This window comes from Proteus hauseri (genome assembly GCF_004116975.1).
In the GTDB taxonomy this organism is placed as follows: Bacteria; Pseudomonadota; Gammaproteobacteria; order Enterobacterales; family Enterobacteriaceae; genus Proteus; species Proteus hauseri.
Genome location: NZ_CP026364.1, coordinates 1,381,464 through 1,408,135 on the forward strand (window position 1 = coordinate 1,381,464; position 26,672 = coordinate 1,408,135).

Consider the following 26,672-nt stretch of genomic DNA (forward strand, 5'->3'; position numbering starts at 1 on the left):
ATAATGAAACTTTTACCTCTCTCCCTTGTGGGTATGACACTACTGTTAAGTGGTTGTGTAACAAATCCAGCAGATTGCGACCCTACCACAGGTGATGTCAGTATTATTACAAAATTTAATTGTAATTATTCAGGCACTTATGATAATCGCATAGAGCAGAAAAAAGCAGTCTTAGGTAATGAACAAGCATTAAATACTGAGTTTAAAGCAGTACTTGCTGCTATTGAGAAAGAAAAACAGCAAAGCAACGCTGATTTAAAAACGCAACAAGCTAATCAACGCGCTTTAAATCAATCAATGAATAATTTGTTAAATCAAATTCGCCAAAAAACCAAAGGCCAAGGTGATATTCAAAAACAAATTGATGATATTGATAAAAGAATGAAAGCTGTACAAAACAATCCATCAAAATCAGTGATGGAAAAACAGCTCGAGTTAGAAGGTCTACAAAATAAAGTGATCGATTTACAAAGTGATTTAGGGCTGAAGTAAAATACTTTATAACTCCCCATATAATTTATGGGGAGTTATAATTAAAAAAATATAGTTAATTATAATGCTGACATTAAATTAATTCTAAATTAGTTATGTGTTTTTTATAAAAAACACAGTTATCAAATTAAAGAACCTTTTTTAATATCCTAAAAAATATCCTCATTACTATAATCCCGCTTCTTTACGATTAATAAAGGGATATAACAAATGAAAAAACAATTGCTATCAGCTTTACTTATCACAGGTTTATTTTCTATTTCTTCTGCCAATGCACATGATGATCTACAATTTGGTAAGACAACACTTTCTGCGGGTTATTCACAGATAAAAATGGAAGGTCAAAATCCAATGCATGGCGGTGTTATTTCACTTCGTCAAGAACTCAATAAACAATTTGGTATTTTAGCAACCACCACCTATACCCAGAACGAATATGATTTAGATAAATCAGTCAAAAGAGTATTAAAAGATATTAATACTCGTTATTATTCTGTTATGACAGGACCTACTTTACGCTTAAATGATTATTTTAGTGTTTATGGTGTTGCGGGTATCAGTCAAATACAATTTAAAAATATAGATAAAAGCGAATTTAATAAAAATAAAGTTAAAAAAAATGCATTTAGCTGGGGGGCGGGTATTATGATTAACCCAACTGAAGTGCTGTCTATTTCTTTAGGATATGAAAATAGCCGCTATAAATTTAGCGAAATTGCTAAAAATAAAATGATTATCGATGGCTTTATCGCCAATATTGGTTATCGTTTTTAATCACAGCGAGCATATATTATTAATATAGTATGTGCTTATCTTAGTTAAAATAATACGATAACATTTATTCAAATAAAAACGCCTCTGCTTTATATAAAAACAGAGGCAAATTAAAAACCAAAATGACTCACACCAGGGTATAACACTAATACATCCGTTTTAAAAAACTACATGATTAAATTAAATTTTGATAAGTGCCTAATTGATATCCTCGCTCTACTATTGCTTTTTTTAACGATAATTCTGTTAATACTTCAAGCTCCGCTAAACGTTGAAAACAATAACCGCTTGCACGTAATGGATTATCAATAAACGCGGGATGCGTCATCACCTCTAAAGAATGCTCTTTACGCGCTAATGATTCATCAAGTACTTTTAAAAATAGTGCTTGTGATATTTCATCACCATAAAATTGGCTATCAAAACCATCGCTACTTAAAACACCTTGAGTTTCAATAGAATCTTGTTTTGCCAAAGGTCTATCCACTCGTAATGGCAGTGATTTTTCTTTTGCAAACTCCGCAACAATAGGAAAAATTTGCTTAAACATATGTACATGATGGTGGCTATCAATATGGTCGGGTTCACAAGCAAAAATATCGATAAAGCGCTGATATTGAGCCTGTAATTCAATGCGTATTTCATCTAAAGGTAAATCACCCTCTTCTGCCATCTGCCAAACCCACTTACCTAATACACCATCACGCGTTAAAGAGGATAAAGGAGACAGTGGCTTACCCATTGTCAGCGTAAAATGAAGCCCTACACCCAAGTTAGGTAACTCTTTACGTAATTGCGCTGCATGTTCAATGCCTTCGGCGTTAACTAATGCGGTTGTTGATGTCACCACACCATAACGATGACACTCTGCAATGCCATAGTTTTGTCCCTTGCTAAGCCCGAAATCATCTGCATTAACAATCAATAAACGCGCCATTTTGTCTCCTTTTTACTTATTTTCGCATCATTTTAATGATTAATGAGCGTTCTTTTCTAACTGTGCTATCGCTTTAGCAAAATTAGGTAGATGCGCTTTATGTGCTAATAATAATTCTCGCGTTAATACTTCAGCATCTTTATCTGAAAGCACTAATGGTGTTAAATTCATTGCCAACAATGCATCATTTAATTCGCCTGTTATTGCCGCTTTACTTGCCGCAATTTCAAAGGCTTTAATGGTATGAATTAATCCCATCACTTTTTCATCAAAATGCGTTAAACGCGGGTGTGGTTTAGCGCCATCGCGCCCTAAAATAGCCGTTACCTCTATCGACCAATCCGCAGGTATATTATCAATATGCCCATGATGTGGAATATTGACATAATGCTCAGCTTGTTTGTCATTATAGATGGCATTAATGACCTCACAGGCAGCATCGGAATAATAAGCACCACCTCGTAATTCAAGCTCTTTAGGTTTGATATTTAAGTCCGGGTCTTTATAAAGGTCGAATAATTGTTTTTCGACTTTTTGCACCACTTTAGCGCGAGCACCGCCTTTATAATATTCTCCCATCTCTATTGCTAGCATCTCTTTTTGCTTAAAGTAATACAGCAAATAAGAGCACGGCAGCATATTAAGAGAACGAATTAATCCTTCACTAAATGGTAAATCAAAAATATTTTTTACTGAGCCCGCAGTTAATGTGCCAGAAGCAACACCATCTAATAACTCAGGGAAACGAGACTGACCATTTACAATTACATCCTTAATAAACACCATGTGATTTAAACCAAATAAATCAATAGAAAGCTCATCTTTATCTGTAAGATCCAGAACATCTGTAATAAACATCTTCATACCAATAGGAATATTACAAACACCAATAAACTTTTTAAAATTGGTATGACGATAAACGGCTTCTGTCACCATGCCTGCTGGATTGGTGAAATTAATAATCCACGCATTTGGACATATTTCTTCAACATCTTTAATAATGTCAAAAATAACGGGAATAGTACGTAAGCCTTTAAATAAGCCACCAGCACCATTAGTTTCTTGACCTAAATAACCATGACTTAAAGGAATAGACTCATCAAGTTCTCTCGCTTTTAATTGCCCAACACGTAATTGTGTTGTGACAAAATCGGCATCTTTTAGTGCTTCACGACGATTTAATGTTTTATGAATAGTTAAAGGAATACCCGCTTTTTTTACCATCCGCTGGCAAAGCTCAAAAATAATATCGAGCTTTTCTTTACCCTCAGCAACATCCACTAACCACAGCTCTGTAATAGGTAACTCATGGTAGCGCTTAATAAAGCCTTCTAATAACTCAGGTGTATAGCTACTGCCACCACCAATGGTAACCACTTTTAATTTATGACTCATAAAATACTCCCATACAACATAATAATGCTGTTATTTGTGTATTAATGGTGAATTTCAGGCGTAAAAGCCCCTAAGAAAAATCAATTAATTTTTCTTTTCATTTAAATGGCTAAATAAAATCAATTTATTTATTGATTAAATTTTTACGCTTAATAATGAATTAATTTGTTTCTTTAATACTGTATAAATTTTTTCGATAACTATTTGGTGTTAACGAAGTAACCTTTTTAAATGTTTTAATAAATAAACTTGGGCTGCTATAGCCAGAATCGAAAGCAATATCCGTTACCGAATAGTTGGTTATTTCCAACTGTTTTTTTGCAAAGTTAATCCTAATATCATGAATAATTTGCATTGGTGTTTTATCGTAATAACGTCGCGTCGCTCTGGTTAAATATTCTTGTGATTTCCCTGATAATATCACCATATTAGCTAAAGCATTTTCACCAAATTTCTGTTTATCGTGCATTTCTGCTACCGTATCTCTTAGCCATAAAGGAATATCATCTTCGATACGATTATCTCTATGATGTCGTAGACGGTTAACCACATTGAAGGTGACTATTTCGATAAATTCATTAAATTCAGTATGACGAAAATTTAATGAGCTAATAACGGATTCAATATAAGAGAGAAATTCATTTTTTAGTTCATAAACTTGTGATGCAATAAAATAAGAAGGCAATAAAGAAGAATAATGTTTTTCAAAAAAAGATTTACTAATACCCACATTTAAAATACGAGTCGCACCAAATTCATAAAAACTTTGATGATGAGAACCTATAGGAATAAAAACAAAATTCCCACGTTCTAATAAAATCTTTTTACCGTTAATCTCTTGATAATAGCGCCCAGTTAAAACAATGGTGAATTCATAATAGTCATGTTGATGCAATCCGCTGACACTTTCTGTTTTATTATAAATAAACACATGAAAGTTTTTGCCATTAAATAGCTGGTCCTCATAGACCATACGTATTTCGCTTTGGGCTTTTAATGACTCCACCACCCTATTCATCTTATTTTATCTTCTCATGTAATTCGATTAATTCCGTAACCAGCTCTCTTGCTAACATAGAGGTCATTAAATGATCTTGTGCATGCACTAATACTAAGCTGACTTTGGTTTTTCCTAATCCTTGGTCATCGCCAATTAAGCGCGTTTGAATTTTATGGGCTTCATTTAATGCTGCGCGAGATTGCTCCATTAATTTTCTTGCACCCTCAAAATCACCTTCTTTGGCTTTTTTTAATGCACCATAAGCCACACTACGCGCTTGCCCCGAATTAATAATAAGCCCCATAACTATCTCTTCAAATTCATCTTCTGTTGCTGAACTGTCTTCGGCATTTTCAATATCTAACATCGTATTTCCTCTTTGACTTTTAGGTGCAGAGAAAACTCTGCACCTATTTTTTCTAACTTAAAACTTCAATGCATTGGCAATATCTTCTTCACTCTCTTCTTTCTCAATCTCACTTTGTGCTTTATTAGAGATAATAACAAAAGGCAAGTAGAACACCGTTGCGACACCAAGGTTAAACAGCGCTAGTAATAATGCGGCAATGCTTCCGTTGGTATTAAAGAATGCACCTAGTCCTGTAGGCATTGTCCAAGGTGCAATATTCGTGACAGGTGGAATAATCCCTAAATAATAAGCCGTGACAGTAATTGCAGCTAAAACAGGCTGAATAAGAATAAAGGGAATAAACATCACTGGGTTCATAATGACTGGCAAACCAAAAATAATCGGCTCATTAATTTGGAATAAACCTGCTGGCAATGCGAGCTTGGCAACTTGACGGTGATCGGCACGACGAGAAGCGATAAAGATTGCCAGAATAAGCCCCAACGTTGCACCAGTCCCTCCTAAGAAAATAAAGGAGTCTAACATTGGTTTAGCCCATAAATGGAAGCTCTTACCTGCGGCTAATGCTGCGTCAACAGAACCATATTCTGTATAAATTGCTACGTTCTCTAACGCCCAAGGCGTCATAATTCCGCTATCAAGTGCTGCGAGTGCGAGCGATCCGTGAATACCAAAGAACCACAACAATGAAGTGAAAATCACATAGGCCCAACCAACAACGGCACCCATAGAAGCTAATGGAGTTGAAATGGAATCTAAGATGATTTGATGGAAATGCGTTTCGTAGTGTGCCAGTCCCCAAGAAATAATCCCCATAATTGAGAGAATAATAAAGCCAGGAATTAACGCAGAAAACGAGCGGGAAACAGAGGCAGGTACGCTATCCGGTAATCGAATCACCCAATTACGACGCACTATAAAGGTAAACATTTCGGCAACCGCAATACCGATAATAATACCAGAGATAATATTTGCACCACCTAACCAGTTGGCACCAACAGCATAAGCACCACCCGCATTATAAGGTGTTACTGTCATAAAGGCGGCAATAGAAAGTAACCCAGCGGCAATTGGGTCTACTTTTCGTTCTTCTGCCAATGCCATGCCGATAAAGAAAGGCGTCATTAATGACATGATACCCAATGTACCATTATAGACATTACCCCCAATCGCTTTAAAACCATTGAGTGTTTCTATTGTTGATGCATCAAGACGAATACCGAGAGAATAAAAGAAGGAGCCATCACCAAAACTAAGAAAAACGTTATTGATAAGAACAAACATCGCCCCTGCTAGGGTTAACGGCATTAAACGGATAAAACCATTTTTAATGGCGTTGACATGAGGTTGCTTTCCAATTTTAACCGCAAAAGGAAGGAGTACCTTTTCAAGTGAACCGATGAACTTACTCATAGAAAAATACCCTTAAAATGCCGCTAACAGCACGGCTAGCTGAAAAATTCACTCTTTGACTGAAATAAAAATAAAATTCAAAAATAAAAAATTAATTTGTTGTTGCTACTGCTTTTTTAATAGAGGCAACGGCCGCTTTTAGCACACCTAAACCATCCACTTTTCCGTATAACAAAGAATCGATAACCTCGACAGGTTTATTCGGTAATAATTTTTGAATATCTGAAAGCATCCAACCTATTTGAGGTCCGAGTAAAATAAGGTCAGCTTCCTGTCCCTTTTGCTCTGCTAATGTTTCAGGAAATGCTTCAATCACGACAGGAACATCATATTTTTCTGCTTGCGCGCGCATTTTTGTAACCAAAAGAGATGTTGACATGCCGGCAGAACAAAATAGATAAATATATTTCTTTTGCATAAAACCCTCTTGAGTTGGCAACGATTTGCCCTAGAGATAACCATGCTTTCTCATGTGCATTCATTACTGTGTCAGTACAGAAACAGAAATAAGATTAAAATAAGGATTGTTTCTGCTTGAATAAAGTATACGCAATGATACTAGGGAACGATATTTCCTAGCAGATAAGAATTGTTTCTCCTTGACCTACTCTTTTGACACTCTTCACAAATTGAGCAAATAATCTTTAGTTTTCTTCGGTTTTCCCCTCTTTAAGCATCAATCAAGCCCATATGATCTCTCGCAAAAATTCATCACTTTAATTAAGTTAACTCTTTATTATTATGAGAATGTGAATTAGTATCATTACTCTTTATCGTTTTGATGTTATTATTGTCTTTTAGTGGATCGAGATTTAGGCCGTTGCTGTAAAGATCCGTCTTATTTCGAGTTGCAACAATATGGGAAAGAGAATGTTTAAAAAGTCATTAAACCCACTGTTTTTACTACTTTCTTCACTTGTTATCGCAGGTTGTGATAACGCTCAAGACACATCAACAGCACAATCAACAGAGAAACAAACTCTCACGATTGAACATTTTCAAGGGACAACCGAAATCCCAGCACATCCACAAAAAGTGGTTGTGATGAATATGGAAACCTTAGACATTATTGATGCGCTAGGTGTGCCTATTGTTGGACTTCCACAGACGAATGTTCACTTACCTGAATTCTTATCTAAATACACCAACAGCAACGACTACATCAATGAAGGCGCATTATTTGAGCCTAACTACGAAAAACTGAGCAACACTGCGCCAGACCTTATCTTAAGTGGTAGCCGTGCTCGTGATGCTTATCCAAAATTAAGTGAAATTGCACCTGCAATTTCTATGGATATCGACAGCAAACGCTTTATCGAAAGTCTGTCAGAGCGCACGACAGAACTTGGTCAAATTTTTGGTAAAGAAGAACAAGCCAAAAAATTACTGGCTGATTTCAATAGCAAAATTGATACCGTAAAAGCAAAAACATCAGATGCGGGTACAGCAATGGTGGTTTTAGTCAGCGGCGGAAAAATCTCGGCTTATGGCCCAGGCTCTCGCTTTGGCTTTATCTATGATGTACTTGGTTTTAAACCGGCTTACACATTTGATAGCCCAGGTTCTCACGGTAATATTGTAAACTCAGAATTATTACTGAAATTAAACCCAGACTGGATGTTTGTGATTGACCGCGACGCTGCTATTGGTCGAGAAGATTCACAACCTGCACAGCAAGTATTAGATAACGCGTTGGTTAGAAAAGTGAATGCTTGGAATAAAGACCAAGTTATCTATCTTGATTCAAGCTCGATTTATATTTCAGGCGGGATCCAAACTTACTCTCGCTTAATGGATACTATTAATCAGGCTTTGGATAATAAAAAAATAAAGTAACTGAATGAAAACGTATCATTTATCATTGGGGATAGGACTTGTTGCTATCCTCTCAATGATCAGTCTATTTATCGGCGCAGGAGATATTACTCCTGCTTCGCTTTTTGCTGATCCTGATATGCGCGATATCTTCTTTATCAGCCGTATTCCAAGAACCCTGTCATTATTGCTTGCCGGTGGAGCCATTAGTGTTGCTGGATTAATTATGCAATTACTAACACAAAATCGCTTTGTAGAGCCGTCTTTAGCAGGAACCACACAATCTGCCAGCCTTGGATTATTAGTCGTTATGCTGCTATTCCCAGCAGCAGGCATCTTCACCAAAATGATGGTAGCAACTGTATTTGCCATGCTTGGCACAATACTGTTTATGATGCTATTACAAAGAATAACTCTAAAAACAGCGCTTATTGTTCCTCTTGTTGGCATTATGCTCAGCGCGGTTATTGGTGCATTAACCGTCTTTTTAGCGGTCTATTTTGATTTATTGCAATCATTAGATGCCTGGACTAGTGGCGATTTTTCTAGCGTATTACAGGGTCGTTATGAACTTCTTTGGCTGGTTGGCGCATTAGCCTTAATGGCCTGTTGGGTCGCCGATAGCTTTACTGTTGCCGGAATGGGTCGAGAGTTTTCCATTAACGTCGGATTAAATTACCGTAAGGTGATGATCATTGGCCTTTCAATTATCGCATTAATCAGTGGCGTAGTGGTTTCCGTTGTCGGTGCTTTACCCTTTCTTGGTTTGATTGTGCCAAACTTGGTCAGTTTGGTAATGGGCGATAATATCCGTAAAACCATCCCTTGGGTCTGTTTAAGCGGTGGAGCAATAGTTTTACTTTGTGATGTTATTGGTCGTTTAATTCGCTATCCCTTTGAAATTCCAGCCAGTGTGATTTTAGGCGCTGTGGGTGCAGTAATTTTCTTATTCTTACTACTAAAGCAGCAACGTTATGCAAAAAGTTAACTCATCACTTATCAGCAAATGTACTGGCGCTGCCTTACGCGAAAAAAAGTGCCTTTCGCCTACTACCCGAATTGGGTTATTGCTAGGTGCATCGTTGCTGGCTATCGCTCTATTTATGTCGATCAACCTAAGCGGCAATATCGCTTATATTTTGACTCATCGCGCTTATATTGTACTGACAATGATTATTGTCGCTTTTTCTGCGGGTGTTTCGACCATACTGTTTCAAACTATCGCCAATAACCGGATCCTCACCCCATCATTAATGGGATTAGAAGCACTGTTTGTGTTGCTACAAACGCTGTTTGTCTTCTTTGAAAGTGATATGCCAGCATCGTGGATGCTCAATATCACCAAATTTTTTATCGAATCCGCGTTATTGGTGCTGTTTTCTGTGTTGTTATACCGATGGTTATTTAGCTCGGTTCGCTTTAATATCAACTTAGTTTTGATGATCGGTATTATTCTAGGTACGCTCTTTCGCAGCTCCGCCACCTTATTACAGCGCCTAATGGATCCCAATGAGTTCTCTGTTTTGCAAGGTCGCATGTTTGCCACCTTCACCAGAGCAACACCTGATCTTATCTTCTGTGCATTAGCCATCATCGTCGTTGTGGGTGTGCTACTTTGGCGTATGCGCTATAGCTTTGATGTCATGGCATTAGGCCAAGCCAATGCGATTAACCTTGGAATTAATTACCGTAAACAGACCACTTATATCCTGTTATTGATTTCAGTATTGGTTGCTGTCTCTACTGCATTAGTGGGTCCTTTAACCTTCTTAGGATTAATTGTTGCTAACCTTGCTTATCATATCAGTGGTAGCAGCCAACACCGTTTTCTTATGCCCGTCGCATTTTTACTCGGCACGATTGCCTTAATTGGCGGACAGTTAATATTAGAATACGGTTTGAAAATGACAGGCACACTTTCTGTTGTTATTGAGTTTATTGGTGGGATGTTCTTTATCTATTTAGTATTAAGAAGACTTTAACATGATTGAAATCAGCAAAATATCGAAACATTATCAAGATATTACTGTTTTAGATAATATTACAACAACGATTCAACGTGGCGGTATTACTTCGATCATTGGTCCTAATGGTGCAGGTAAATCTACACTGCTTTCTGTTATTGGACGCTTATTAATTCCTGAAAGTGGCATGGTAAGTGTTAATGGTATGGATGTTGCTGCCACAGATAGCGATGTACTAGCCAAAAACCTATCAATTCTACGCCAAGAAAACCAGTTTGTGAGCCGTTTAACAGTGGAAGAATTAGTAGGTTTTGGTCGTTATCCTTATAGCAAAGGCCGTCTGACACTTGAAGATAAAAAAGTCATTGATGAGTCATTAGATTTTTTAAATCTAACCGAATTTCGTCACCGTTATCTTGATGAATTATCTGGTGGACAACGCCAACGTACCTATGTAGCGATGGTTCTTTGCCAAGATACTGAATACGTTATGCTAGATGAACCACTAAATAATCTAGATATGAAACATGCAGTAATAATGATGAAACTTCTGCGAAAAGCCGCTGATGAGTTAGGAAAAACCATTATTATTGTTATTCATGATATCAACTTTGCATCTGTTTACTCTGACTATATTTTAGCAATGCGTAATGGGCAACTCTATTATCATGGTTCACCAAAAGAGATCATGAAAGCAGAGATTATCGAAGATATTTTCGATACTCCTGTTGAAATCAAAGAGCTTGATAACAAGCTCATCGCAATGTATTACTAATTCAACAAAGACTAAAGCATGTTATTTTCATCTTAAATAACATGCTTTTTTATGATTTCTTTTCTGATTTTTTTTCTGGTTGAATCAGCGTTGAATTAATATCTTCAAATATTGATTGCCATGTTGCATCATCAATATCCATCAAACCGAAATAGCGTAATAAAAAAGTACCTTCTGTTGCTAAAAATGCCAATCTTGCCCGCTTTCCTGCTTCTGTTGTTGTCTCTAACCCTGCTAATCGTTGTTGATACCACTCTTTGGTACTTTGCAAATATTCAGGGGTTTGCAACAGTGCCGCCATCAAACTAGCGCCTTTGGCAAAAGAAACTTGGTCATGATTATGGGTTGCATGAATATGTGCAGTAACGCGATTTTCTGGTGAGTTTTCTTTTGCTGCAATTTCATTAAATCGGGCTTCATACCCACCTTCCCAATGCTCAAACATTGCATCAATCATCGCTTCTTTACTGCTAAAGCAATATTGAACACCGCCTTTCGAAATGCCCATTTTTTTAGCAACGGTATCTATCGTCAATGCCGCAGCACCTTGCTCCATAACGATATCAAAAATGGCTTCAAGCAGTTTATCTCTATCAATTGTTCTTTGGCGTCCCATTTAAAAAAACCTCTTTTCAATACGGTCGTATGGATTTATATTACTACTGTTAGCAACAAAATAATACCCATGATAATAACTGAGATTTTTATGTTAAGAGATTATAAACGCTGGATCATACTGCTTTTAGTATCGAGTATGCTGTTTCTGATTGTCGTTGATGTCACAGTGCTCTATACCGCGTTACCTCGTTTAACCCATGATTTAAACGCCAGTGCTTCTGAAAAACTTTGGATAATGAATGCTTATCCTCTGATTGTTGCGGGATTATTACCAGCAGCAGGCATGTTAACTGACCGTATCGGCCATAAAACACTATTTATTAGTGGGCTACCGCTATTTGCAATTGCCTCACTCTGTGCCGCATTTTCCCCTACTGCCACAGCATTAATAGCTTCTCGTGGTTTCTTAGCGATTGGTGCAGCAATGAGTATGCCAGCGACTCTTTCGATAGTTCGCCAAGTGTTTAGCAATTCACAAGAGCGTGCAGTGGCTATCGGTATTTGGTCTGCGGTTGCTTCTGGAGGTGCAGCTTTAGGGCCATTAATTGGCGGTGCTTTATTAAATAACTTTTGGTGGGGTTCGGTATTTTTAATTAATGTGCCGATAGTCCTGATTGTTTTACCTTTTGCGATTTGGCTTATTCCTCAATATGCTGGGCATGGTAAACATAAAATTGATTACTTAAGCTCTGTACTTATTCTAATTGGTTTAGTCAGCGCAATTTATGCTTTAAAAGAGCTAGGAAAACCTTACACACAGTGGAGTGAAGCGGCTATTGCAACCCTTATTGCCGTTGTTTTTCTAACTATTTTTACCTTGCGTCAAAGAAAACAGACTCACCCAATGATTGATTTTTGCTTATTTAAAAATCGATTTTTTAGTATTGGTATTGCGATGGCGGTACTTTCAATGGTGATAATCGTTGGTATAGAATTATTACTAAGCCAACGTTTACAATTAGTGGCAGGTTTTACTCCATTAAATGCAGCGCTAGTTATTTTACCCATCCCCATTGGCTCTGTTTTAGCATCCCCATTAACCGGTTATTTTTTAGCACGATTAGGCGAAGTTCGGTTAATTATCGCCGGATTTACACTCACTTTAGTGGGAAATATTTGGTTAATCGCAGTGTATCAAACTACATCACCAATGGTATTAATCGGTAGTCTATTTTTAATTGGCTTTGGTTTAGGAATGATTTTTACCACAGCATCCACTTCTATTATGTTAAGCGTGGCAGATAGACAAGCTGGTATGGCAGCCTCAATTGAAGATGTGGCTTATGAATTAGGTAGTGTTATTGGTGTTACGTTTATGGGAAGTTTAATGAGTACGGTATACACCTTAAAGCTGATATTACCAGACTCACTAAATGTCAGTGATGTCGTTTATGACAGTTTAGATGAAGCATTAATTGTGTCTGAAAAATTACCAGACACATTATCGACTTTATTAATTACTCAAGCTAACACCGCATTTGAGCAAGCTTTTTTAGTTGTTTTAATTGCTACCGCGATTATTACAGCATTAAATCTGATTTTTTTACCTTATTGCTTACGCAATACAATACGGAAAAAAGTGGCTTAAAAACAAAGATATTCTACAAAATAAACGCGCCATTTTGGCGCGTTTTAATAATGAGGTTAATACGTTAAATAACTAAAACCGATCAATATCCAAGGCATCCATACTAAAGTGAGAAGGCGATAACCCCATCTGCTTTTTAAACATAGTTGAGAACGAACCCGCGCTGTTATAACCCAAGTCAAAAGCAATTTCGGTAATTCCTCGGCCCGATAAAATTTGAGTTAATGAATTCAATAAGCAAACTTGCTGACGCCATTGTGAAAATGACATTCCTGTTTGTTGACGGAAAAAACGGCTAAAAGAACGCTCACTTTTATGTAATTTATCAGCCCATTGTTGAGGCAATGAATCTATTTTGGGATCACGGATAAAATCACGACACAGCGTCGCTAATTTATTATCTTGAGGAATCGGAGCAAAAAATGGCAAGGGTTTCGCTTTAGCTAATTCACATAAGATTAACTGCATTAAAATACCATCGCGACCTTTTTTATCGTATTTTGCCGGCACATCAACTGCCTCTAATAACAGTTGACGAAATAATGGTGAAACACTCAATACTTCACACTGCTTACTATTACGAGGAGCAGCTAAAGGCTCTATATATAAACTGCGAGTACTGACTTCAAGCATACGTGTTTCGTGGCCTGTTTGCGGTGGGATCCACACGCCACAAGAAGGAGGAATAACCCATTCGCCATCGTCAGTACTTACTTCAATAAGTCCTGTCGCAGGATATAAAAACTGTGCTCGACGATGCTGATGCGTTTCTAATAGTGTATTAGGCAAATAATCTGTACCAAGCGCAATAATATCTCGGTCAAGTGAATCAACGCTTTTTAAAGGCACATTTCTCACAGTTTGGGTCGCTCTCTTCTTATTTTTGTCTTATTTAATATAACAGCTATCCCTCTATCCGCACACCGGCAAATAAAGGTCATATTATTAAATTCGCTATATATTTAAATAAATAACGATATTAACTTATGTTAAATTTAAACCTTACTGATATCTATTTAATAAACCTCATTAACAATCAAAAAACGCGCTTTTAACACCTATCGTAAATAGGCTGAAATTCAGATGTCATTGTCTGGTTTTAGAATGTTGGCAAAAGATTAATCAACTACTATCCCTCTCGCAGACGTTATTTCGGACGTTCTGCAATTATCTATGCATTCAATAATAATGCAGCGGATACCAGACATTCCCTATATTCATAGCCTAGAAAAACCACACTAATTCTTTATATCAAGTATCGGGTATATCGGGATCCGCCTATTATGTTTAAGGTAGAGTTCATTATGAGCAATCAGTCCGATCACGATAGTGATAAAAAGAATATTCTTAGCGATGTTAGCCGCCGCCACTTTTTACAAGCCAGCTCGGCATTAGTTACCCTCCCTTTTCTTGCATCAGGATCTATTGCTGCAACCATTGATGATGCTAGCGCTGTAAAACCAATAACAACTGAAGATGGCGAACGTGTTGTTTCTACTTGTAGTAGTTTTGACTGTGGCGGTAAATGTGACATTCGCGCCCATGTTAAAGATGGCAAAGTGATGCGCATTAGCACACGCCCTGACGCTGATTTAGACGAAGAAATGCCCATTATGCGCGCCTGTGTACGTGGGCGAGGCTACCGTAAATTTGTCTATCACCCCGACCGTTTAAAATACCCAATGAAACGCGTAGGCAAACGGGGCGAAGGTAAATTTGAACGAATTAGTTGGGAAGAGGCAACAACACTCATCGCACAAAATATGCAGCGAATTAACGCACAATACGGCCCTGCTTCTCGCTTTGTAAGCTTAAGTACGGGTGTGACTGGCGGAATATTCTCTGGTGCCAATATGCTGCGTCGATTGTTTAATATCACTGGCGGATTTCTAGAAAACTACCACTCAGTAAGTAACGGTAACACGATGGCGGTTACCCCTTACACTTATGGCACATCCGCAAGTGGCAGCACTTTAGATACCTTAGAAAACACACCATTAGTGATTTTATGGGGTCATAATCCAAACGAAACTGTGTTTGGCCATACCAATCATTATTTCCAAAAAATGAAGAAAAACGGCACTAAGTTTATTGTCGTTGATCCGCGTTATTCTGATACCGCCTCTTCATTAGCAGACCAGTGGATCCCACTATTACCAACCACTGACAACGCCATGATGGACGCGATGATGTATGTCATCATCAGCGAAAATCTGCATAACCAAGCCTTTATTGATAAATACACCCTTGGATTTGATGAACACCAAATGCCAGATGGTGTTGGTGAAAACGAATCATTAGTTGCCTATTTAATGGGTAAAAAAGATGGTGTGGTGAAAACACCAGAGTGGGCAGAACCTATTACTAAAGTACCAGCAGATATTATTCGTCAATTAGCTCGTGAATATGCATCAACAAAACCAGCAGCATTAATGCAAGGCTGGGGGCCGCAACGTCATATTTGTGGTGAACGTACAGCGCGTGGTGCGACATTATTGGCAACTATTACAGGTAACGTTGGTGTGCGTGGTGGTTGGGCTGCGGGTTATGGTATGGCGTTAAACCCAGATTTACGCAAGACCATTGCAGGACCAAGCTTACTCACAAATCCAGTTAAGGCAAAAATCAATATCACCAACTGGGTACAAGCTTGTGAAAATAAAAAGCTAGTCACTCCACAAAACGGGTTACTCAATGCCGAGAAACTTGATACTGAAATCAAGATGATTTTCTCAATGGCGGGTAACTACATGACCAACCAAAACACCGATATTCTTCATGCGGCTAACGTGTTAGAAGACGAATCTAAGGTTGAGTTTATCGTTTGTAGTGATCTTTATTTAACGCCAAGTGCAAAATATGCCGACATTCTACTACCAGAAACTAGTTTCTTAGAACGTTGGAATATCGGCGGCACATGGAGTTATGGCGACTACATTATTTTATCTGAAAAAGTCATTGAACCAGAATTTGAACGTCGAACTGACTACGATTGGTTACGTGAAGTTGCAGATAAATTAGGCGTTGGTGAACAATTTAGCGAAGGGAAAGAAACCGACCGCGATTGGATTGAATATTTAGTCAATGACGCTAGCGTTAAACGCCCTGAGGACGGCATCCCTACCTTTAATGAGTTACTCGTTAAACGTCGTCATTTATTAAAACATCGTCCACACACCCAAAATGTCGGATTTGAAAAAAATATTCAAGATATTGAGAACAATCCATTCCCAACACCATCAGGAAAAATTGAGATTTTCTCTAAACGTCTTTATGACATGAATAACCTCGATATCCCTGCCTTATCGCACTATGTACCAGCAATTGAAGGCCCCGAAGATAAGTTAACGGGTAAGTTTCCACTTCAGCTAATTACGTGGAAAGGCCGTAATCGTGCTAACTCCACACAATTTGCTAACCCTTGGTTACAAGAAGTTCAGCGCCAAGAGTTATGGATAAATCCGCTTGATGCGCAAGATAGAAATATCAAAGAGGGTGAAAAGGTCAAAGTCTATAACGACCGAGGTATCACGATGATCCCCGTCAAATTGACACAGCGTATTATGCCCGGGGTTGTCGCATTGCAAGCAGGTGCTTGGTGGCAACCTGATGCGAAAGGTATTGATCAAGGTGGATGTGCCAACGTATTAACATCATCTCGTAGCACCGCAATGGCACATGGCAATGCTCACCAAACATTATTGGTTGAGGTAGCAAAAGCATGAGTAAATTTATCGTTTATCCCGCTGTAAGTCGCAAGCAGTTAGGATTCTATATTGATAGCGCCCGTTGTTCGGGGTGTAAAGCCTGTCAGGTTGGTTGCAAAGATAAAAACAATCTTGATGTGGGACGTAAATTCCGTCGTGTTTATGAAATTACGGGAGGTGGTTACACTCGTAATACCAATGGCGCGTTAATTAACAACGTTTTTGCTTATACCTTATCAATCTCATGCAATCACTGTGCAGATCCTGTTTGTGTAAAAAATTGCCCCACAACAGCGATGCACAAACGTAAAGGTGACGGCATTGTTATGGTTGATACTGATAAATGCGTTGGTTGTGGTGCTTGTGCGTGGTCTTGCCCTTATGGCGCACCACAAATGAATCCAGAAACTAAACAGATGTCGAAATGCGATTTCTGTGTCGATCTACAGCAAAAAGGGGAGCAACCGGTTTGTGTTGCGACTTGTCCTCTCGGTGCAATCCAATTTGGCCCTATTGATGAACTTCGTGAACGTTATGGCGATTTAGACTATGTAACAGGCTTACCTGATCCATCAATTACACATCCCAACCTCGTTATTAACCCGCATCAAGGTGCGAATAACGACGGTATAAATAATAAGGGAGAAAGAAAATGAATGAATGGTCGTTATTAATCTTCACATTCATGATGAATGCCACTATTGGGTTAGCGCTAACTACAGGTATTTTTGCTCGTCGCCTTGCTGATTATCTCAATGCCGAAAGCTATTATCGCTTTATGTTACTCACTCTCTTTGTAATTTGCGCATTAGCCGGACTAGGCTCTATTGCTTCTATTACTCACTTAGGTGTGCCATTAAACGCCCCTAATGCGGTCAGAAATATTTTCTCTGCATGGTTAAGCCGTGAAGTTGTTGTTACTGCTATTTTTGTTGGCTGCCTAGGGCTAACCTTTTTATGGTTGTGGCGTACCCGCAAGCTCTCAATGCTGTTATTAACTAGCAGTATTCTTATTGGTCTATTTGATATTTATTGCATGGCATCTATTTACCGCCATACCTCCATACTGACATGGATGGATCACAATACTTATATTATGTTCTTTGGTGCAATGCTGACACTTGGTGCCGCCATTTTCTTTTTATTACTTAAAATATTACAAAACATTGGACATAAATTAGGCATTGAAATTCCACAAGTACCACTACCTATTCGCTGGAAATGGCAATTATGGGGAATAATGGCATTTAGCTTAATCACCCGATTACTGTATCAACCTTTTTATCAGCAATATTTAACAAGTACATTATATAGCCAAAAATCCGTGACATTTCCGCTGTCACCAATAGAGGTTTATCACTCAATTGGCACACTTCGCATCACTTGTTGGGTACTTGCTACACTTGCGGTGATTGCAAGTGGATATAGCTTAGTAAAATTCCTAACGCAAAAAAACCAAGCAACATCAACAGAATCGTTATTTGTTATTGGTTGTGTACTGGCAATTATTGCTGACTTTATATTGCGCTATGTTTTTTACTCGATTCACTAACCACACGCTATAACGACTTTTAAATAATAAAAAAGAAAACCTCAAATAAATATTTGGGGTTTGTTTAAGGAAGTATCACAAATTATGAGCAGACTCTCTTATTACGCGGCTGCATTTAATTTATTGGGAATTTGTTATTTATTCCCACCAGATGACGATACCAATAAAACAGCACTCAGCTTTTTTAAAACCGGCAATTTTGCAGCACAGTGGCCTTGCAAAATAGAAAATCGTCTTTGTGAACGTTTAATTAATTCAGTCTCTATTGGCACTGAACAGTTAAAAACACAGTGGGAAAATTTATTTATTGACCCTAATGCATTACCAGCGCCACCTTGGGGCTCAGTTTATTTAGATCCGGAAGGTTTATTACAGGGTGACTCAACATTTGCCCTAAGTGAGTTTTTAAAACGTGAACGTTTAAAGATAAATACCCCATTTCCTGAATCGGTTGATCATATTGGTTTAGTCCTATTTCAGGCAGCGGTATTAGCCTCTGAAAAAAGAGAAACGGCGGTTGATGAATTATTGACCCATCATTTAAAAACCTGGCTGCCCTTATATTTAAATAAATTAAAGATGAGTGGCTATAGCCAATTTTATAGTGCATTAACAGAACTGGTATCCATCACGGTGAATGAATTTAGAAAGTAATATTTATTAAAGACTTATCATCCTAACATAATGCTTCAAGGTAATTTGGACGACGCACCCAAATTACCTTTTTCTATTTTGTTTGCTCAATGTGCTCTCAGAATAATACTACTTTAAATCTAATCGCTTAGTTAAACGGCGTAAATTGGCCGGATCTATCGCTAATTCTCGTGCAGTTGCAGCCCAATTATGATTATTACGCAGCAAGGCTTGTTTAATTAAATCACGCTGAAATTCATCTGTTGCTTGTTTTAAGTTTTTATCTACCGAAGGCAAAGAGTGCGGTGTCGGAATAACTTGGTTTTCTGATCCCAAGGCAAAATGACTCACCTGCAAAATAAGGCTGTCAGCTTTACTTCCTGCTCTGGCGAGTACAATACCTCTGTGAATGGTATGCTCTAATTCACGCACATTACCAGGCCAAGAATAATGTAATAAATAACGGCGCAATTCAGGGCTAATCACAACTTGAGATAAATTAAAACGCTGACGATATTGCTCACAAAAATAGCCAGCTAATAACAAAATATCGTCGTGACGTTCACGTAATGGCGGTACATGAAGAGGGAAAATACTTAAACGATGAAATAAGTCGGCACGAAAATTCCCAGCTAATACTTCTTCCCATAAATCACGATTAGTCGCAGCTAATACACGCACATTGACGCGTAAATTACGATCATCACCAATACGTTGAATATCACCATATTGTAATACTCGTAGTAATTTAGCTTGTAGTGTTAACGACAATTCACCTATTTCATCCAAAAATAAGGTGCCATTATCGGCCATCTCAAACTTACCACTACGATGACTAATTGCCCCAGTAAATGCACCTTTTACATGACCAAATAATTCACTTTCCGCAACGCTTTCAGGTAGTGCGGCACAATTTAAATAAACCAACGGATTATCTGCACGATTAGACATCTCATGAATCGCCTTCACCACCAGCTCTTTACCTGTGCCCGTTTCACCACTTACTAAAATATTCATATCAGCGGGAGCAACTATCTCTATTTCTTTTTTTAATTGCTCCATCAAAGTAGATAAACCAATAATTTCCGTTTTTACCGTGGGCTTAAATGAAGTGGTTGGGGTAAATAACATATTCTGATTTTCAAGCTGCTCAATCAATAATGCGTTATTTAATGCGCCCGCGGTTAATGCCGCAATTAAACGTAATTCTTCATCACTAAAGGTATCAAATTGATGCGGATCCATACCATCGAGCGTTAATGTGCCAATTAAATCTTGTCCTGCAAATAGTGGTAAACCCACACAAGCATGAACTTTTAAATGCTCTCTATCAGGAATAAGTCCGTCGTAAGGATCAGGCAGGTCGCTATCAGCAGGAAAACGCACCACATCACCGGCACGAGCTATCGTTTCAAGTCGAGGATGGCCTTCAAGTAAAAAGCGACGACCTAATACATCAGGCACAAGACCATCAATGGCTAATGGAATAAACTGATGAGGCTCATAGCGCAGCAAGGCCGCAGCATCACAACCGAGCACTTGTCGAAGAGTCGTTACTAAACGCTGAAAACGGTCTTGATGACCCACATCTTTTTGCAATTCAATGGCTATTTTAGCCAGCACATCAACCGAAAATCCCATAAAAACACCTCATAGTCATTATGACCCCTATTATGGTCATTTTGACATGATAAAGATAGTCATATTGACAATACTTTAATTAACTTATAAATAAAAATCGATTTAAAACAATAAGATAAAAACTGGCACGCTTCTTGATTATATCAATATATATCCCGATAAAAAGATTAATCAAAGGAACAATACAAAATGGCTATTCATGTAAAAAATAATGTTAACTGGGTTGGGCAACGTGACTGGGAAGTTCGTGATTTTCATGGTACTGAATATAAAACATTATTAGGTAGCAGCTATAACAGCTATTTAATTTGTGAAGAAAAAAATGTACTTATTGATACTGTTGATCATAAATTTAGCCGCGAATTTGTACAGAACCTACGCACACAAATTAATTTAGAAGATATCGACTACATTATTATTAACCATGCAGAAGAAGATCATGCAGGTGCATTAACAGAATTAATGTCATTTATTCCTAATACTCCGATTTATTGCACAGCCAATGCTATCGATTCTATTAATGGTCATCATCATCACCCAGAGTGGAATTTTAATATCGTTAAAACCGGTGATAGTTTGGATATTGGTAACGGTAAACAGCTTATTTTTGTTGAAACCCCAATGCTACATTGGCCAGATAGCATGATGACCTATTTAACTGGTGATGCAATTTTATTTAGTAATGATGCTTTTGGTCAGCACTATTGTGATGAACGATTATTTAACGACGAAGTTGACCAAACTGAATTATTTGAACAATGCCAACGTTATTACGCTAATATTTTGACCCCTTTTAGCCGCCTTGTAACACCAAAAATTAATGAAATTCTCGGCTTTAATTTACCTGTCGATATGATTGCAACATCTCATGGTGTGGTATGGCGCGATAATCCGACTCAAATCGTTGAGTTATATCTAAAATGGGCAGCTGACTACCAAGAAGATCGCATCACTATTTTCTATGACACCATGTCAAATAATACACGCATGATGGCGGATGCTATTGCGCAGGGTATTAATGAAATTGACCCAAATGTGTTTGTAAAAAGCTATAACGTCGCCAAAAGTGATAAAAATGACATCATTACCAGTGCATTTCGCTCTAAAGGTGTTCTAGTGGGTTCATCCACAATGAATAATGTGATGATGCCAAAAATTGCCGCCATGCTTGAAGAAATGACAGGCCTACGTTTTCGTAATAAAAAAGCGGCTGCATTTGGTAGTTATGGCTGGAATGGCGGTGCGGTTGACCGCATTCAAACTCGCTTAATGGATGCTGGTTTTGAAACTGCGTTGGCATTAAAAACCAAATGGCGTCCTGATATGGATGCACAAGAAATTTGCCGTGAATATGGTAGAGAGCTTGCTCGCCAATGGGCATTAGCGCCTTTACCAACACCTATCAAAAACACCGTTTTGCCACCAGAAGTCACACCTGAAATAACAGCTGTCAACCTAGGTTCTTGTATGCAATGCAGTGTTTGCCAATGGATTTACGACCCAGCGATAGGTGAGCCAATTCAAAACGTACAACCTAATACACCGTGGAGTGAGGTTCCTGATTCATTCTTATGCCCTGAATGCTCATTAGGTAAAGATGTTTTTGATGCGATAGCAAAGGAAACAAAATGAGCACAACGAATATAAACCACGGCATAGTGATAATTGGGGCGGGTTTTGCAGCTCGCCAATTAGTCAAAAGCATTCGCAAATTTAATACAGATATTCCGATCACTTTAATCGCATCGGACAGTATTGATGAATATAACAAACCAGATTTAAGCCATGTTATTAGCCAAGCACAAACTGCCGATGATTTAACAAAACAGACAGCAGAGGATTTTGCACAGCAATATCAATTGAATATTCATCCTTATACGCAAATTGCCTATATTGATGGAACCGAAAAGTTTATTCAAAGTACGCAAGGTAAGCAATGGCACTACGATAAATTAGTATTAGCAACCGGCGCCAAAACGTATTGCCCGGCTATATCAGGACATGAACTGATGTTTACCTTAAATAGCCAACAAGAATATCGTACTTATGAAGCCCAAATTCATCATGCTAAACGCGTATTAATTTTAGGTGCTGGGTTAATTGGTACAGAATTAGCGATGGATTTTTGTCGAGCGGGTAAAGAAGTAACACTTGCTGATATCTCTGGTAATTTGCTGGCGTCACTACTTCCTTCTGAATTAAGTGGCCGCTTACAAGCAAATTTGACTGATATTGGTGTTCGCTTACTTTTAAAATCACCACTACAGTCATTAACCCAAATAGATAAAGGTATTTTGGCTACTTTTAATCAGCATCATCAATTAACGGTTGATTGTGTTATTGCGGCAACTGGGCTTTCTCCTAATATTGAATTAGCTCAGCTTGCTGGCTTACATACTGATCGTGGAATTACTGTAAATGAATATCTGCAAAGTAGCGAAAAAGATATATATGCCTTAGGAGATTGTGCACAAATTAACGGTAACTTATTACCGTTTTTACAGCCAATTCAATTAAGTGCTATGCATTTAGCTAAAACATTAGTGGGGGAAAATACCGCACCGCTGTCTTTACCGCCAATGATAATTCGAGTGAAAACCCCCTTAATGCCACTGCATCTTGCTGGCGAGACAACACGCAGCGATTTAAATTGGACTATCAACACCACACAATCCGGTATTATTGCTAAAGGCTATGATACAAATGATATATTTCGCGCTTTTGTGGTGACTCAAGAACAAGTAAAAGAAACCTTTGCTCTATTACGTGCTCTTAATGCTTAAATTTAGAATGCTTAATTAGCATCTATGATTATTTAAAAATAGGTGAATACAATGAATTTACGTGATCAACCACTAGGACAATTAGCGCTCTCTATTTCAGGCGCAAGCGCTATATTTCGTCAATATAATCTCGATTTTTGCTGTGGTGGAAAAAGAACTCTCATTAAATCCGCAGAAAAAGCCGGATTAGATATTGATGAAATTGAAAATAAATTACTCGCACTCTCACAACAACCATTAGAAAAAGATTGGCGCAAAGTACCTTTAAGCGAAATTATTGATTTTATTATTGTCCGTTATCACGATAAACACCGTGCACAATTACCTGAGCTAATTTTACAAGCTGAAAAAGTAGAGCGTGTTCATGAGGCTAAACCTACTGTTCCTAAAGGCTTAGCTCGCCAGTTATCGTTATTACTTGAAGAGCTAACTAGTCATATGATGAAAGAAGAACGAGTACTCTTTCCTATGATAAAAAATGGCCTTGGCAGCCAAGCGGGGGCACCTATTAGTGTAATGGAACATGAACACGATGATGCGGGTGAAATTGTTGAGGTAATTAAATTTATTACTAAAAATGTGACACCACCACCCGAAGCCTGCACCACATGGCGTGTACTTTATAATGGAATTAATGAATTTATTGACGATTTAATGAATCATATTAGCTTAGAAAATAACTTATTATTTCCAAGAGCTTTAGCTGGCGAATAATGTTGATAATTAGTGGGGGTATTCTTTACCCCCCTACTATTTTTCAAATAGTAATAATAAAACTAGCGCTCACCTTGCGTATCTATTAATAAACGTTGATTAATATATTCAATTGTCTCACCTATGGTCATAATATTATTAACAACGTTTGTAATACCTTGCCCAATAATAATTTCAGCTTGCCTCAGATTAAACAACTTACCATTAGGCACTGAAGATTCACGGATCCCTTTATTAATTTCCTGATACGCTAATGTCATCCACGGATAACGATGGCTAATTTCCTGATTATGGCTAAAGTTTTGATGATTACTATTTCCTCCTAACAAAATCAGGTGATCCATAACAACTGGCGAATATAACCAACGATAAAACTGTTCTGCGTATCGCGCTTTTTGGCTATAACGAGAAACCCCTAACACACCACCACCTAACTGAGGAACACCACCAGGCACAGGAGCGAAACCAATTTTAGGTAAAATATCGCTATGAGCGACATCGTTAAATAAATTCATATAAGCAATAAGCATTGCCAAATTACCTTGCTCAAATTGCCTAACTGACTCACTCCACCATTTATTATGAATATTTTCGGTGATCGACAACTGATGTAGATATTCTTTAAGAATATTGCCAGCTAATGGCATTGTTAGCTTAGGAATATTGTCATCACCAATTAACCGACCACCTTGTGCGTAGTAACGTAATAAATATTCTGTTGCAATAAGACCGGCACTACCCAATGTTGTTGACGCGCCCATTGGTCGAGAAAATTGCCCAACTTCATAATTTTCTGTAAAAAACTGGGTAACTTGATCATATTCTTCAAACGTCTCTGGCACAGTTAATTCATTGCCTGTTTTCTCGTAATACATTCTTTTTAAAATAGTGTCTTCAAATAAATCTTTACGATAAAACAGTAATTGTGCACTCGCATCAAATGGCATTGCATATGCCGTATTATTTACCAAACTAAATTTTTGCTGTGTGGGTAAAGAAAAATTCTTTAGTAAATCAGTTAATCCATTACCAATTTTATCCAACGGTTGCAATACGCGCTCTGCAAACCAAGGAAAACACGCCATATCAATACGTAACAAATCATAATAAGGATGTAGATGTAATTGGCTTAATATTTGATAAACCTCATCATAAGGGTGAACCGCTAAATTAACTTGAATACCCGTTTGACGATAAAAATGAGGCAATAGTTTTTTTAATGCGCTTGTGGATGGGCTGGGTAATATCAATAAATTGAGACTAATATCTTGCTCGTCTTTATTTATTATTGCTGGTGTCGCAGTATAAAGATGTTCACCTTGATTACGCACACAAATAATATTATCAGTGACGCTATCGTTATCTAATTCTTGTATCAGACAATCAATAACTTCTAAACCTAGCTGCGCATAGTTCATCGGAAAGTAATACAACCCCTTTAAAACAGGAGGAATATTGTCACTTAAAGCAAAAATAGGGGAGCAATCATTATGGCTACCAAAATAACTGGCTTGGGTTAAATAGCGTGCTTTTTCGATGTCCTGCGTAATAAAAATATCTGGCACTTGCTCCATAGAGAAAAAATCAAATGCAATTTTATAACTCTCTTCATCTGAGGCACTCAGCACAACGGATTTTTTATCTGGTGAATATTGGCTAATTTTATTTTGCAATTCACTAGCGAAAATCTGACTATTTAAATAGTCTCGATTATCAATAAATATTCCCACTAATTTACTGCTTGTTTGGGCTAATTGCTGGCAAATAACATCAGCTGCTTGTGAAAAATCTAAGGTAAAAAAGCGCACAGCATTTAAAGGGCGGCGATAAATAAAAGCGATTTGAGCAGGAGGTAATTTTAACGTTTCAAAATAGATTGAGGCATCTTTAAGGCAACTAACAGAAATAACCTGTTTATATCCCCCAGCCGCAATCTTTTGCAATGCCTCTAACTCTGTGGTTTCAAGATCATCGGTTAAAAAAAGATCGTAAGTTATCTCTGAAAAATGGACGATAGACTGCCTTAACGAGTTAAAGAAAACAGCATATTTTTCGGACACTAATTGTGGCAAAAGTATCGCAATTTTATGGCTCTTATTGGTTCTTAGCATTTGAGCTTGTGTATTTAGCTGATAACCCATTTGTTTAGCTGCTTGATACACCGCTTCAATTTTTTCTACACTGACATTTCCACGCTTATTCAATACGTTAGAAACAGTACCATGAGAAACACCCGCTAATTTTGCAATATCCTTAATCGTCGCCATTTGTCTATTTCCACCTCAATTTTCTCACTCAATAGCATACCTGAATTATTTATCACGACTACCGATAATTGATTTGATCGTTCCACTTCAAATTTGTTTATAAAACAACCTCATATATTTTATTACCAAATTAATGATTATCAATATCATTAATTTTTAATAATCATATTTATCAAATAGATAAAAAATATAATTTGAATGTGATCACTGATCTCAACTTCATTTATTGGCAAA

24 protein-coding genes are annotated in these 26,672 nt (G+C 37.7%); 14 read left to right on the forward strand and 10 right to left on the reverse strand.

What is annotated here, in order from left to right; all coding sequences use genetic code 11:
* Nucleotides 1-3: 3 nt before the first annotated feature.
* Together PH4a_RS06275 and PH4a_RS06280 are read left to right on the forward strand one after the other, a co-directional pair.
* Complete coding sequence (locus tag PH4a_RS06275; protein ID WP_244212941.1) at nucleotides 4-492, forward strand: hypothetical protein; 489 nt, start codon at nucleotides 4-6, stop codon at nucleotides 490-492.
* A 210-nt stretch (nucleotides 493-702) separates the two neighbouring features.
* Nucleotides 703-1,266: an Ail/Lom family outer membrane beta-barrel protein gene (locus PH4a_RS06280; protein WP_129038595.1), complete on the forward strand. Its 564-nt coding sequence runs from the start codon at nucleotides 703-705 to the stop codon at nucleotides 1,264-1,266.
* A gap of 175 nt (nucleotides 1,267-1,441) precedes the next feature.
* On the opposite strand, the gene chbG is transcribed toward PH4a_RS06280, so the two are convergent.
* From chbG to PH4a_RS06310, 6 genes are all read right to left on the reverse strand, one after another.
* Nucleotides 1,442-2,203, reverse strand: a complete 762-nt coding sequence (gene chbG, locus PH4a_RS06285; protein ID WP_129038597.1) for a chitin disaccharide deacetylase — start codon at nucleotides 2,201-2,203, stop codon at nucleotides 1,442-1,444.
* A 39-nt stretch (nucleotides 2,204-2,242) separates the two neighbouring features.
* Nucleotides 2,243-3,598, reverse strand: a complete 1,356-nt coding sequence (locus tag PH4a_RS06290) for a 6-phospho-beta-glucosidase (protein WP_129038600.1) — start codon at nucleotides 3,596-3,598, stop codon at nucleotides 2,243-2,245.
* Nucleotides 3,599-3,758: 160 nt separating this feature from the next.
* Nucleotides 3,759-4,616, reverse strand: a complete 858-nt coding sequence (gene chbR / locus PH4a_RS06295; RefSeq protein ID WP_129038602.1) for a transcriptional regulator ChbR — start codon at nucleotides 4,614-4,616, stop codon at nucleotides 3,759-3,761.
* A gap of 1 nt (nucleotide 4,617) precedes the next feature.
* On the reverse strand, nucleotides 4,618-4,965 hold the full coding sequence (gene chbA, locus PH4a_RS06300; protein ID WP_129038604.1) for a PTS N,N'-diacetylchitobiose transporter subunit IIA: 348 nt from the start codon (nucleotides 4,963-4,965) through the stop codon (nucleotides 4,618-4,620).
* 57 nt (nucleotides 4,966-5,022) lie between these two features.
* Nucleotides 5,023-6,381 carry a PTS N,N'-diacetylchitobiose transporter subunit IIC gene (gene chbC, locus PH4a_RS06305; protein WP_129038606.1) on the reverse strand — a complete coding sequence of 453 codons (1,359 nt, stop codon included), beginning with the start codon at nucleotides 6,379-6,381 and terminating at the stop codon, nucleotides 5,023-5,025.
* 91 nt (nucleotides 6,382-6,472) lie between these two features.
* The gene (locus PH4a_RS06310) at nucleotides 6,473-6,799 is read right to left on the reverse strand and encodes a PTS sugar transporter subunit IIB (protein ID WP_064718246.1); all 327 of its coding nucleotides are present in this window, start codon (nucleotides 6,797-6,799) and stop codon (nucleotides 6,473-6,475) included.
* A 452-nt stretch (nucleotides 6,800-7,251) separates the two neighbouring features.
* Between PH4a_RS06310 and PH4a_RS06315 the strand changes: the two genes are divergently transcribed.
* From PH4a_RS06315 to PH4a_RS06330, 4 genes are read left to right on the forward strand one after another with little or no spacing between them, the layout of a single operon-like run.
* A complete protein-coding gene (locus tag PH4a_RS06315) occupies nucleotides 7,252-8,217 on the forward strand; it encodes a siderophore ABC transporter substrate-binding protein (RefSeq protein WP_129038608.1) in 966 nt (321 codons plus the stop codon).
* 4 nt (nucleotides 8,218-8,221) lie between these two features.
* Nucleotides 8,222-9,184 carry an ABC transporter permease gene (locus tag PH4a_RS06320; protein ID WP_129038610.1) on the forward strand — a complete coding sequence of 321 codons (963 nt, stop codon included), beginning with the start codon at nucleotides 8,222-8,224 and terminating at the stop codon, nucleotides 9,182-9,184.
* The gene (locus PH4a_RS06325; protein ID WP_129038612.1) at nucleotides 9,171-10,178 is read left to right on the forward strand and encodes an iron chelate uptake ABC transporter family permease subunit; all 1,008 of its coding nucleotides are present in this window, start codon (nucleotides 9,171-9,173) and stop codon (nucleotides 10,176-10,178) included. The genes PH4a_RS06320 and PH4a_RS06325 overlap by 14 nt, the downstream gene beginning before the upstream one ends.
* 1 nt (nucleotide 10,179) lies before the next feature.
* Nucleotides 10,180-10,935 carry an iron ABC transporter ATP-binding protein gene (locus PH4a_RS06330; protein ID WP_129038614.1) on the forward strand — a complete coding sequence of 252 codons (756 nt, stop codon included), beginning with the start codon at nucleotides 10,180-10,182 and terminating at the stop codon, nucleotides 10,933-10,935.
* Between the two features lie 49 nt (nucleotides 10,936-10,984).
* On the opposite strand, the gene PH4a_RS06335 is transcribed toward PH4a_RS06330, so the two are convergent.
* Nucleotides 10,985-11,551 (reverse strand): TetR/AcrR family transcriptional regulator, encoded by a 567-nt coding sequence (locus tag PH4a_RS06335; RefSeq protein ID WP_129038616.1) that lies wholly within the window; start codon nucleotides 11,549-11,551, stop codon nucleotides 10,985-10,987.
* Nucleotides 11,552-11,641: 90 nt separating this feature from the next.
* Between PH4a_RS06335 and PH4a_RS06340 the strand changes: the two genes are divergently transcribed.
* Nucleotides 11,642-13,141 carry an MFS transporter gene (locus PH4a_RS06340; protein WP_129038618.1) on the forward strand — a complete coding sequence of 500 codons (1,500 nt, stop codon included), beginning with the start codon at nucleotides 11,642-11,644 and terminating at the stop codon, nucleotides 13,139-13,141.
* A 72-nt stretch (nucleotides 13,142-13,213) separates the two neighbouring features.
* On the opposite strand, the gene PH4a_RS06345 is transcribed toward PH4a_RS06340, so the two are convergent.
* Complete coding sequence (locus PH4a_RS06345) at nucleotides 13,214-13,999, reverse strand: AraC family transcriptional regulator (protein WP_129038620.1); 786 nt, start codon at nucleotides 13,997-13,999, stop codon at nucleotides 13,214-13,216.
* Between the two features lie 446 nt (nucleotides 14,000-14,445).
* Between PH4a_RS06345 and PH4a_RS06350 the strand changes: the two genes are divergently transcribed.
* The 4 genes from PH4a_RS06350 to PH4a_RS06365 all read left to right on the forward strand — a co-directional run bounded on the left by PH4a_RS06350 (nucleotide 14,446) and on the right by PH4a_RS06365 (nucleotide 19,054).
* Nucleotides 14,446-16,866 (forward strand): DMSO/selenate family reductase complex A subunit, encoded by a 2,421-nt coding sequence (locus PH4a_RS06350; protein ID WP_129038622.1) that lies wholly within the window; start codon nucleotides 14,446-14,448, stop codon nucleotides 16,864-16,866.
* Nucleotides 16,863-17,504 (forward strand): DMSO/selenate family reductase complex B subunit, encoded by a 642-nt coding sequence (locus tag PH4a_RS06355; protein ID WP_129038624.1) that lies wholly within the window; start codon nucleotides 16,863-16,865, stop codon nucleotides 17,502-17,504. The genes PH4a_RS06350 and PH4a_RS06355 overlap by 4 nt, the downstream gene beginning before the upstream one ends.
* Nucleotides 17,501-18,400 carry a dimethyl sulfoxide reductase anchor subunit family protein gene (locus tag PH4a_RS06360; RefSeq protein ID WP_129038626.1) on the forward strand — a complete coding sequence of 300 codons (900 nt, stop codon included), beginning with the start codon at nucleotides 17,501-17,503 and terminating at the stop codon, nucleotides 18,398-18,400. Before PH4a_RS06355 ends, PH4a_RS06360 begins: the two co-directional genes overlap by 4 nt.
* Before the next feature lie 84 nt (nucleotides 18,401-18,484).
* Nucleotides 18,485-19,054 (forward strand): molecular chaperone TorD family protein, encoded by a 570-nt coding sequence (locus PH4a_RS06365; protein WP_129038628.1) that lies wholly within the window; start codon nucleotides 18,485-18,487, stop codon nucleotides 19,052-19,054.
* A gap of 108 nt (nucleotides 19,055-19,162) precedes the next feature.
* Here PH4a_RS06365 and norR read toward each other — a convergent pair whose 3' ends face one another.
* A complete protein-coding gene (norR, locus tag PH4a_RS06370) occupies nucleotides 19,163-20,674 on the reverse strand; it encodes a nitric oxide reductase transcriptional regulator NorR (RefSeq protein ID WP_064718258.1) in 1,512 nt (503 codons plus the stop codon).
* A 189-nt stretch (nucleotides 20,675-20,863) separates the two neighbouring features.
* Between norR and norV the strand changes: the two genes are divergently transcribed.
* The 3 genes from norV to ytfE are packed head-to-tail and all read left to right on the forward strand — an operon-like array spanning nucleotide 20,864 to nucleotide 24,171.
* Nucleotides 20,864-22,306 (forward strand): anaerobic nitric oxide reductase flavorubredoxin, encoded by a 1,443-nt coding sequence (norV, locus tag PH4a_RS06375; RefSeq protein WP_129038630.1) that lies wholly within the window; start codon nucleotides 20,864-20,866, stop codon nucleotides 22,304-22,306.
* Between the two features lie 11 nt (nucleotides 22,307-22,317).
* On the forward strand, nucleotides 22,318-23,457 hold the full coding sequence (gene norW, locus PH4a_RS06380) for an NADH:flavorubredoxin reductase NorW (RefSeq protein ID WP_129041828.1): 1,140 nt from the start codon (nucleotides 22,318-22,320) through the stop codon (nucleotides 23,455-23,457).
* A 51-nt stretch (nucleotides 23,458-23,508) separates the two neighbouring features.
* Nucleotides 23,509-24,171, forward strand: coding sequence for an iron-sulfur cluster repair protein YtfE (gene ytfE / locus PH4a_RS06385; protein WP_064718260.1), 663 nt, complete (start codon nucleotides 23,509-23,511; stop codon nucleotides 24,169-24,171).
* Nucleotides 24,172-24,233: 62 nt separating this feature from the next.
* On the opposite strand, the gene PH4a_RS06390 is transcribed toward ytfE, so the two are convergent.
* The gene (locus tag PH4a_RS06390) at nucleotides 24,234-26,438 is read right to left on the reverse strand and encodes an extracellular solute-binding protein (protein WP_129038632.1); all 2,205 of its coding nucleotides are present in this window, start codon (nucleotides 26,436-26,438) and stop codon (nucleotides 24,234-24,236) included.
* Nucleotides 26,439-26,672 lie beyond the last annotated feature (234 nt).

What these genes read in the sequence shown, in the direction of transcription:
- PH4a_RS06275 (WP_244212941.1), top strand. Translation starts at nt 4, where the DNA reads ATGAAACTTTTACCTCTCTCCCTTGTGGGTATGACACTACTGTTAAGT.
- PH4a_RS06280 (WP_129038595.1), top strand. Translation starts at nt 703, where the DNA reads ATGAAAAAACAATTGCTATCAGCTTTACTTATCACAGGTTTATTTTCT.
- chbG (WP_129038597.1), bottom strand. Translation starts at nt 2,203, where the DNA reads ATGGCGCGTTTATTGATTGTTAATGCAGATGATTTCGGGCTTAGCAAG.
- PH4a_RS06290 (WP_129038600.1), bottom strand. Translation starts at nt 3,598, where the DNA reads ATGAGTCATAAATTAAAAGTGGTTACCATTGGTGGTGGCAGTAGCTAT.
- chbR (WP_129038602.1), bottom strand. Translation starts at nt 4,616, where the DNA reads ATGAATAGGGTGGTGGAGTCATTAAAAGCCCAAAGCGAAATACGTATG.
- chbA (WP_129038604.1), bottom strand. Translation starts at nt 4,965, where the DNA reads ATGTTAGATATTGAAAATGCCGAAGACAGTTCAGCAACAGAAGATGAA.
- chbC (WP_129038606.1), bottom strand. Translation starts at nt 6,381, where the DNA reads ATGAGTAAGTTCATCGGTTCACTTGAAAAGGTACTCCTTCCTTTTGCG.
- PH4a_RS06310 (WP_064718246.1), bottom strand. Translation starts at nt 6,799, where the DNA reads ATGCAAAAGAAATATATTTATCTATTTTGTTCTGCCGGCATGTCAACA.
- PH4a_RS06315 (WP_129038608.1), top strand. Translation starts at nt 7,252, where the DNA reads ATGTTTAAAAAGTCATTAAACCCACTGTTTTTACTACTTTCTTCACTT.
- PH4a_RS06320 (WP_129038610.1), top strand. Translation starts at nt 8,222, where the DNA reads ATGAAAACGTATCATTTATCATTGGGGATAGGACTTGTTGCTATCCTC.
- PH4a_RS06325 (WP_129038612.1), top strand. Translation starts at nt 9,171, where the DNA reads ATGCAAAAAGTTAACTCATCACTTATCAGCAAATGTACTGGCGCTGCC.
- PH4a_RS06330 (WP_129038614.1), top strand. Translation starts at nt 10,180, where the DNA reads ATGATTGAAATCAGCAAAATATCGAAACATTATCAAGATATTACTGTT.
- PH4a_RS06335 (WP_129038616.1), bottom strand. Translation starts at nt 11,551, where the DNA reads ATGGGACGCCAAAGAACAATTGATAGAGATAAACTGCTTGAAGCCATT.
- PH4a_RS06340 (WP_129038618.1), top strand. Translation starts at nt 11,642, where the DNA reads ATGTTAAGAGATTATAAACGCTGGATCATACTGCTTTTAGTATCGAGT.
- PH4a_RS06350 (WP_129038622.1), top strand. Translation starts at nt 14,446, where the DNA reads ATGAGCAATCAGTCCGATCACGATAGTGATAAAAAGAATATTCTTAGC.
- PH4a_RS06355 (WP_129038624.1), top strand. Translation starts at nt 16,863, where the DNA reads ATGAGTAAATTTATCGTTTATCCCGCTGTAAGTCGCAAGCAGTTAGGA.
- PH4a_RS06360 (WP_129038626.1), top strand. Translation starts at nt 17,501, where the DNA reads ATGAATGAATGGTCGTTATTAATCTTCACATTCATGATGAATGCCACT.
- PH4a_RS06365 (WP_129038628.1), top strand. Translation starts at nt 18,485, where the DNA reads ATGAGCAGACTCTCTTATTACGCGGCTGCATTTAATTTATTGGGAATT.
- norR (WP_064718258.1), bottom strand. Translation starts at nt 20,674, where the DNA reads ATGGGATTTTCGGTTGATGTGCTGGCTAAAATAGCCATTGAATTGCAA.
- norV (WP_129038630.1), top strand. Translation starts at nt 20,864, where the DNA reads ATGGCTATTCATGTAAAAAATAATGTTAACTGGGTTGGGCAACGTGAC.
- ytfE (WP_064718260.1), top strand. Translation starts at nt 23,509, where the DNA reads ATGAATTTACGTGATCAACCACTAGGACAATTAGCGCTCTCTATTTCA.
- PH4a_RS06390 (WP_129038632.1), bottom strand. Translation starts at nt 26,438, where the DNA reads ATGGCGACGATTAAGGATATTGCAAAATTAGCGGGTGTTTCTCATGGT.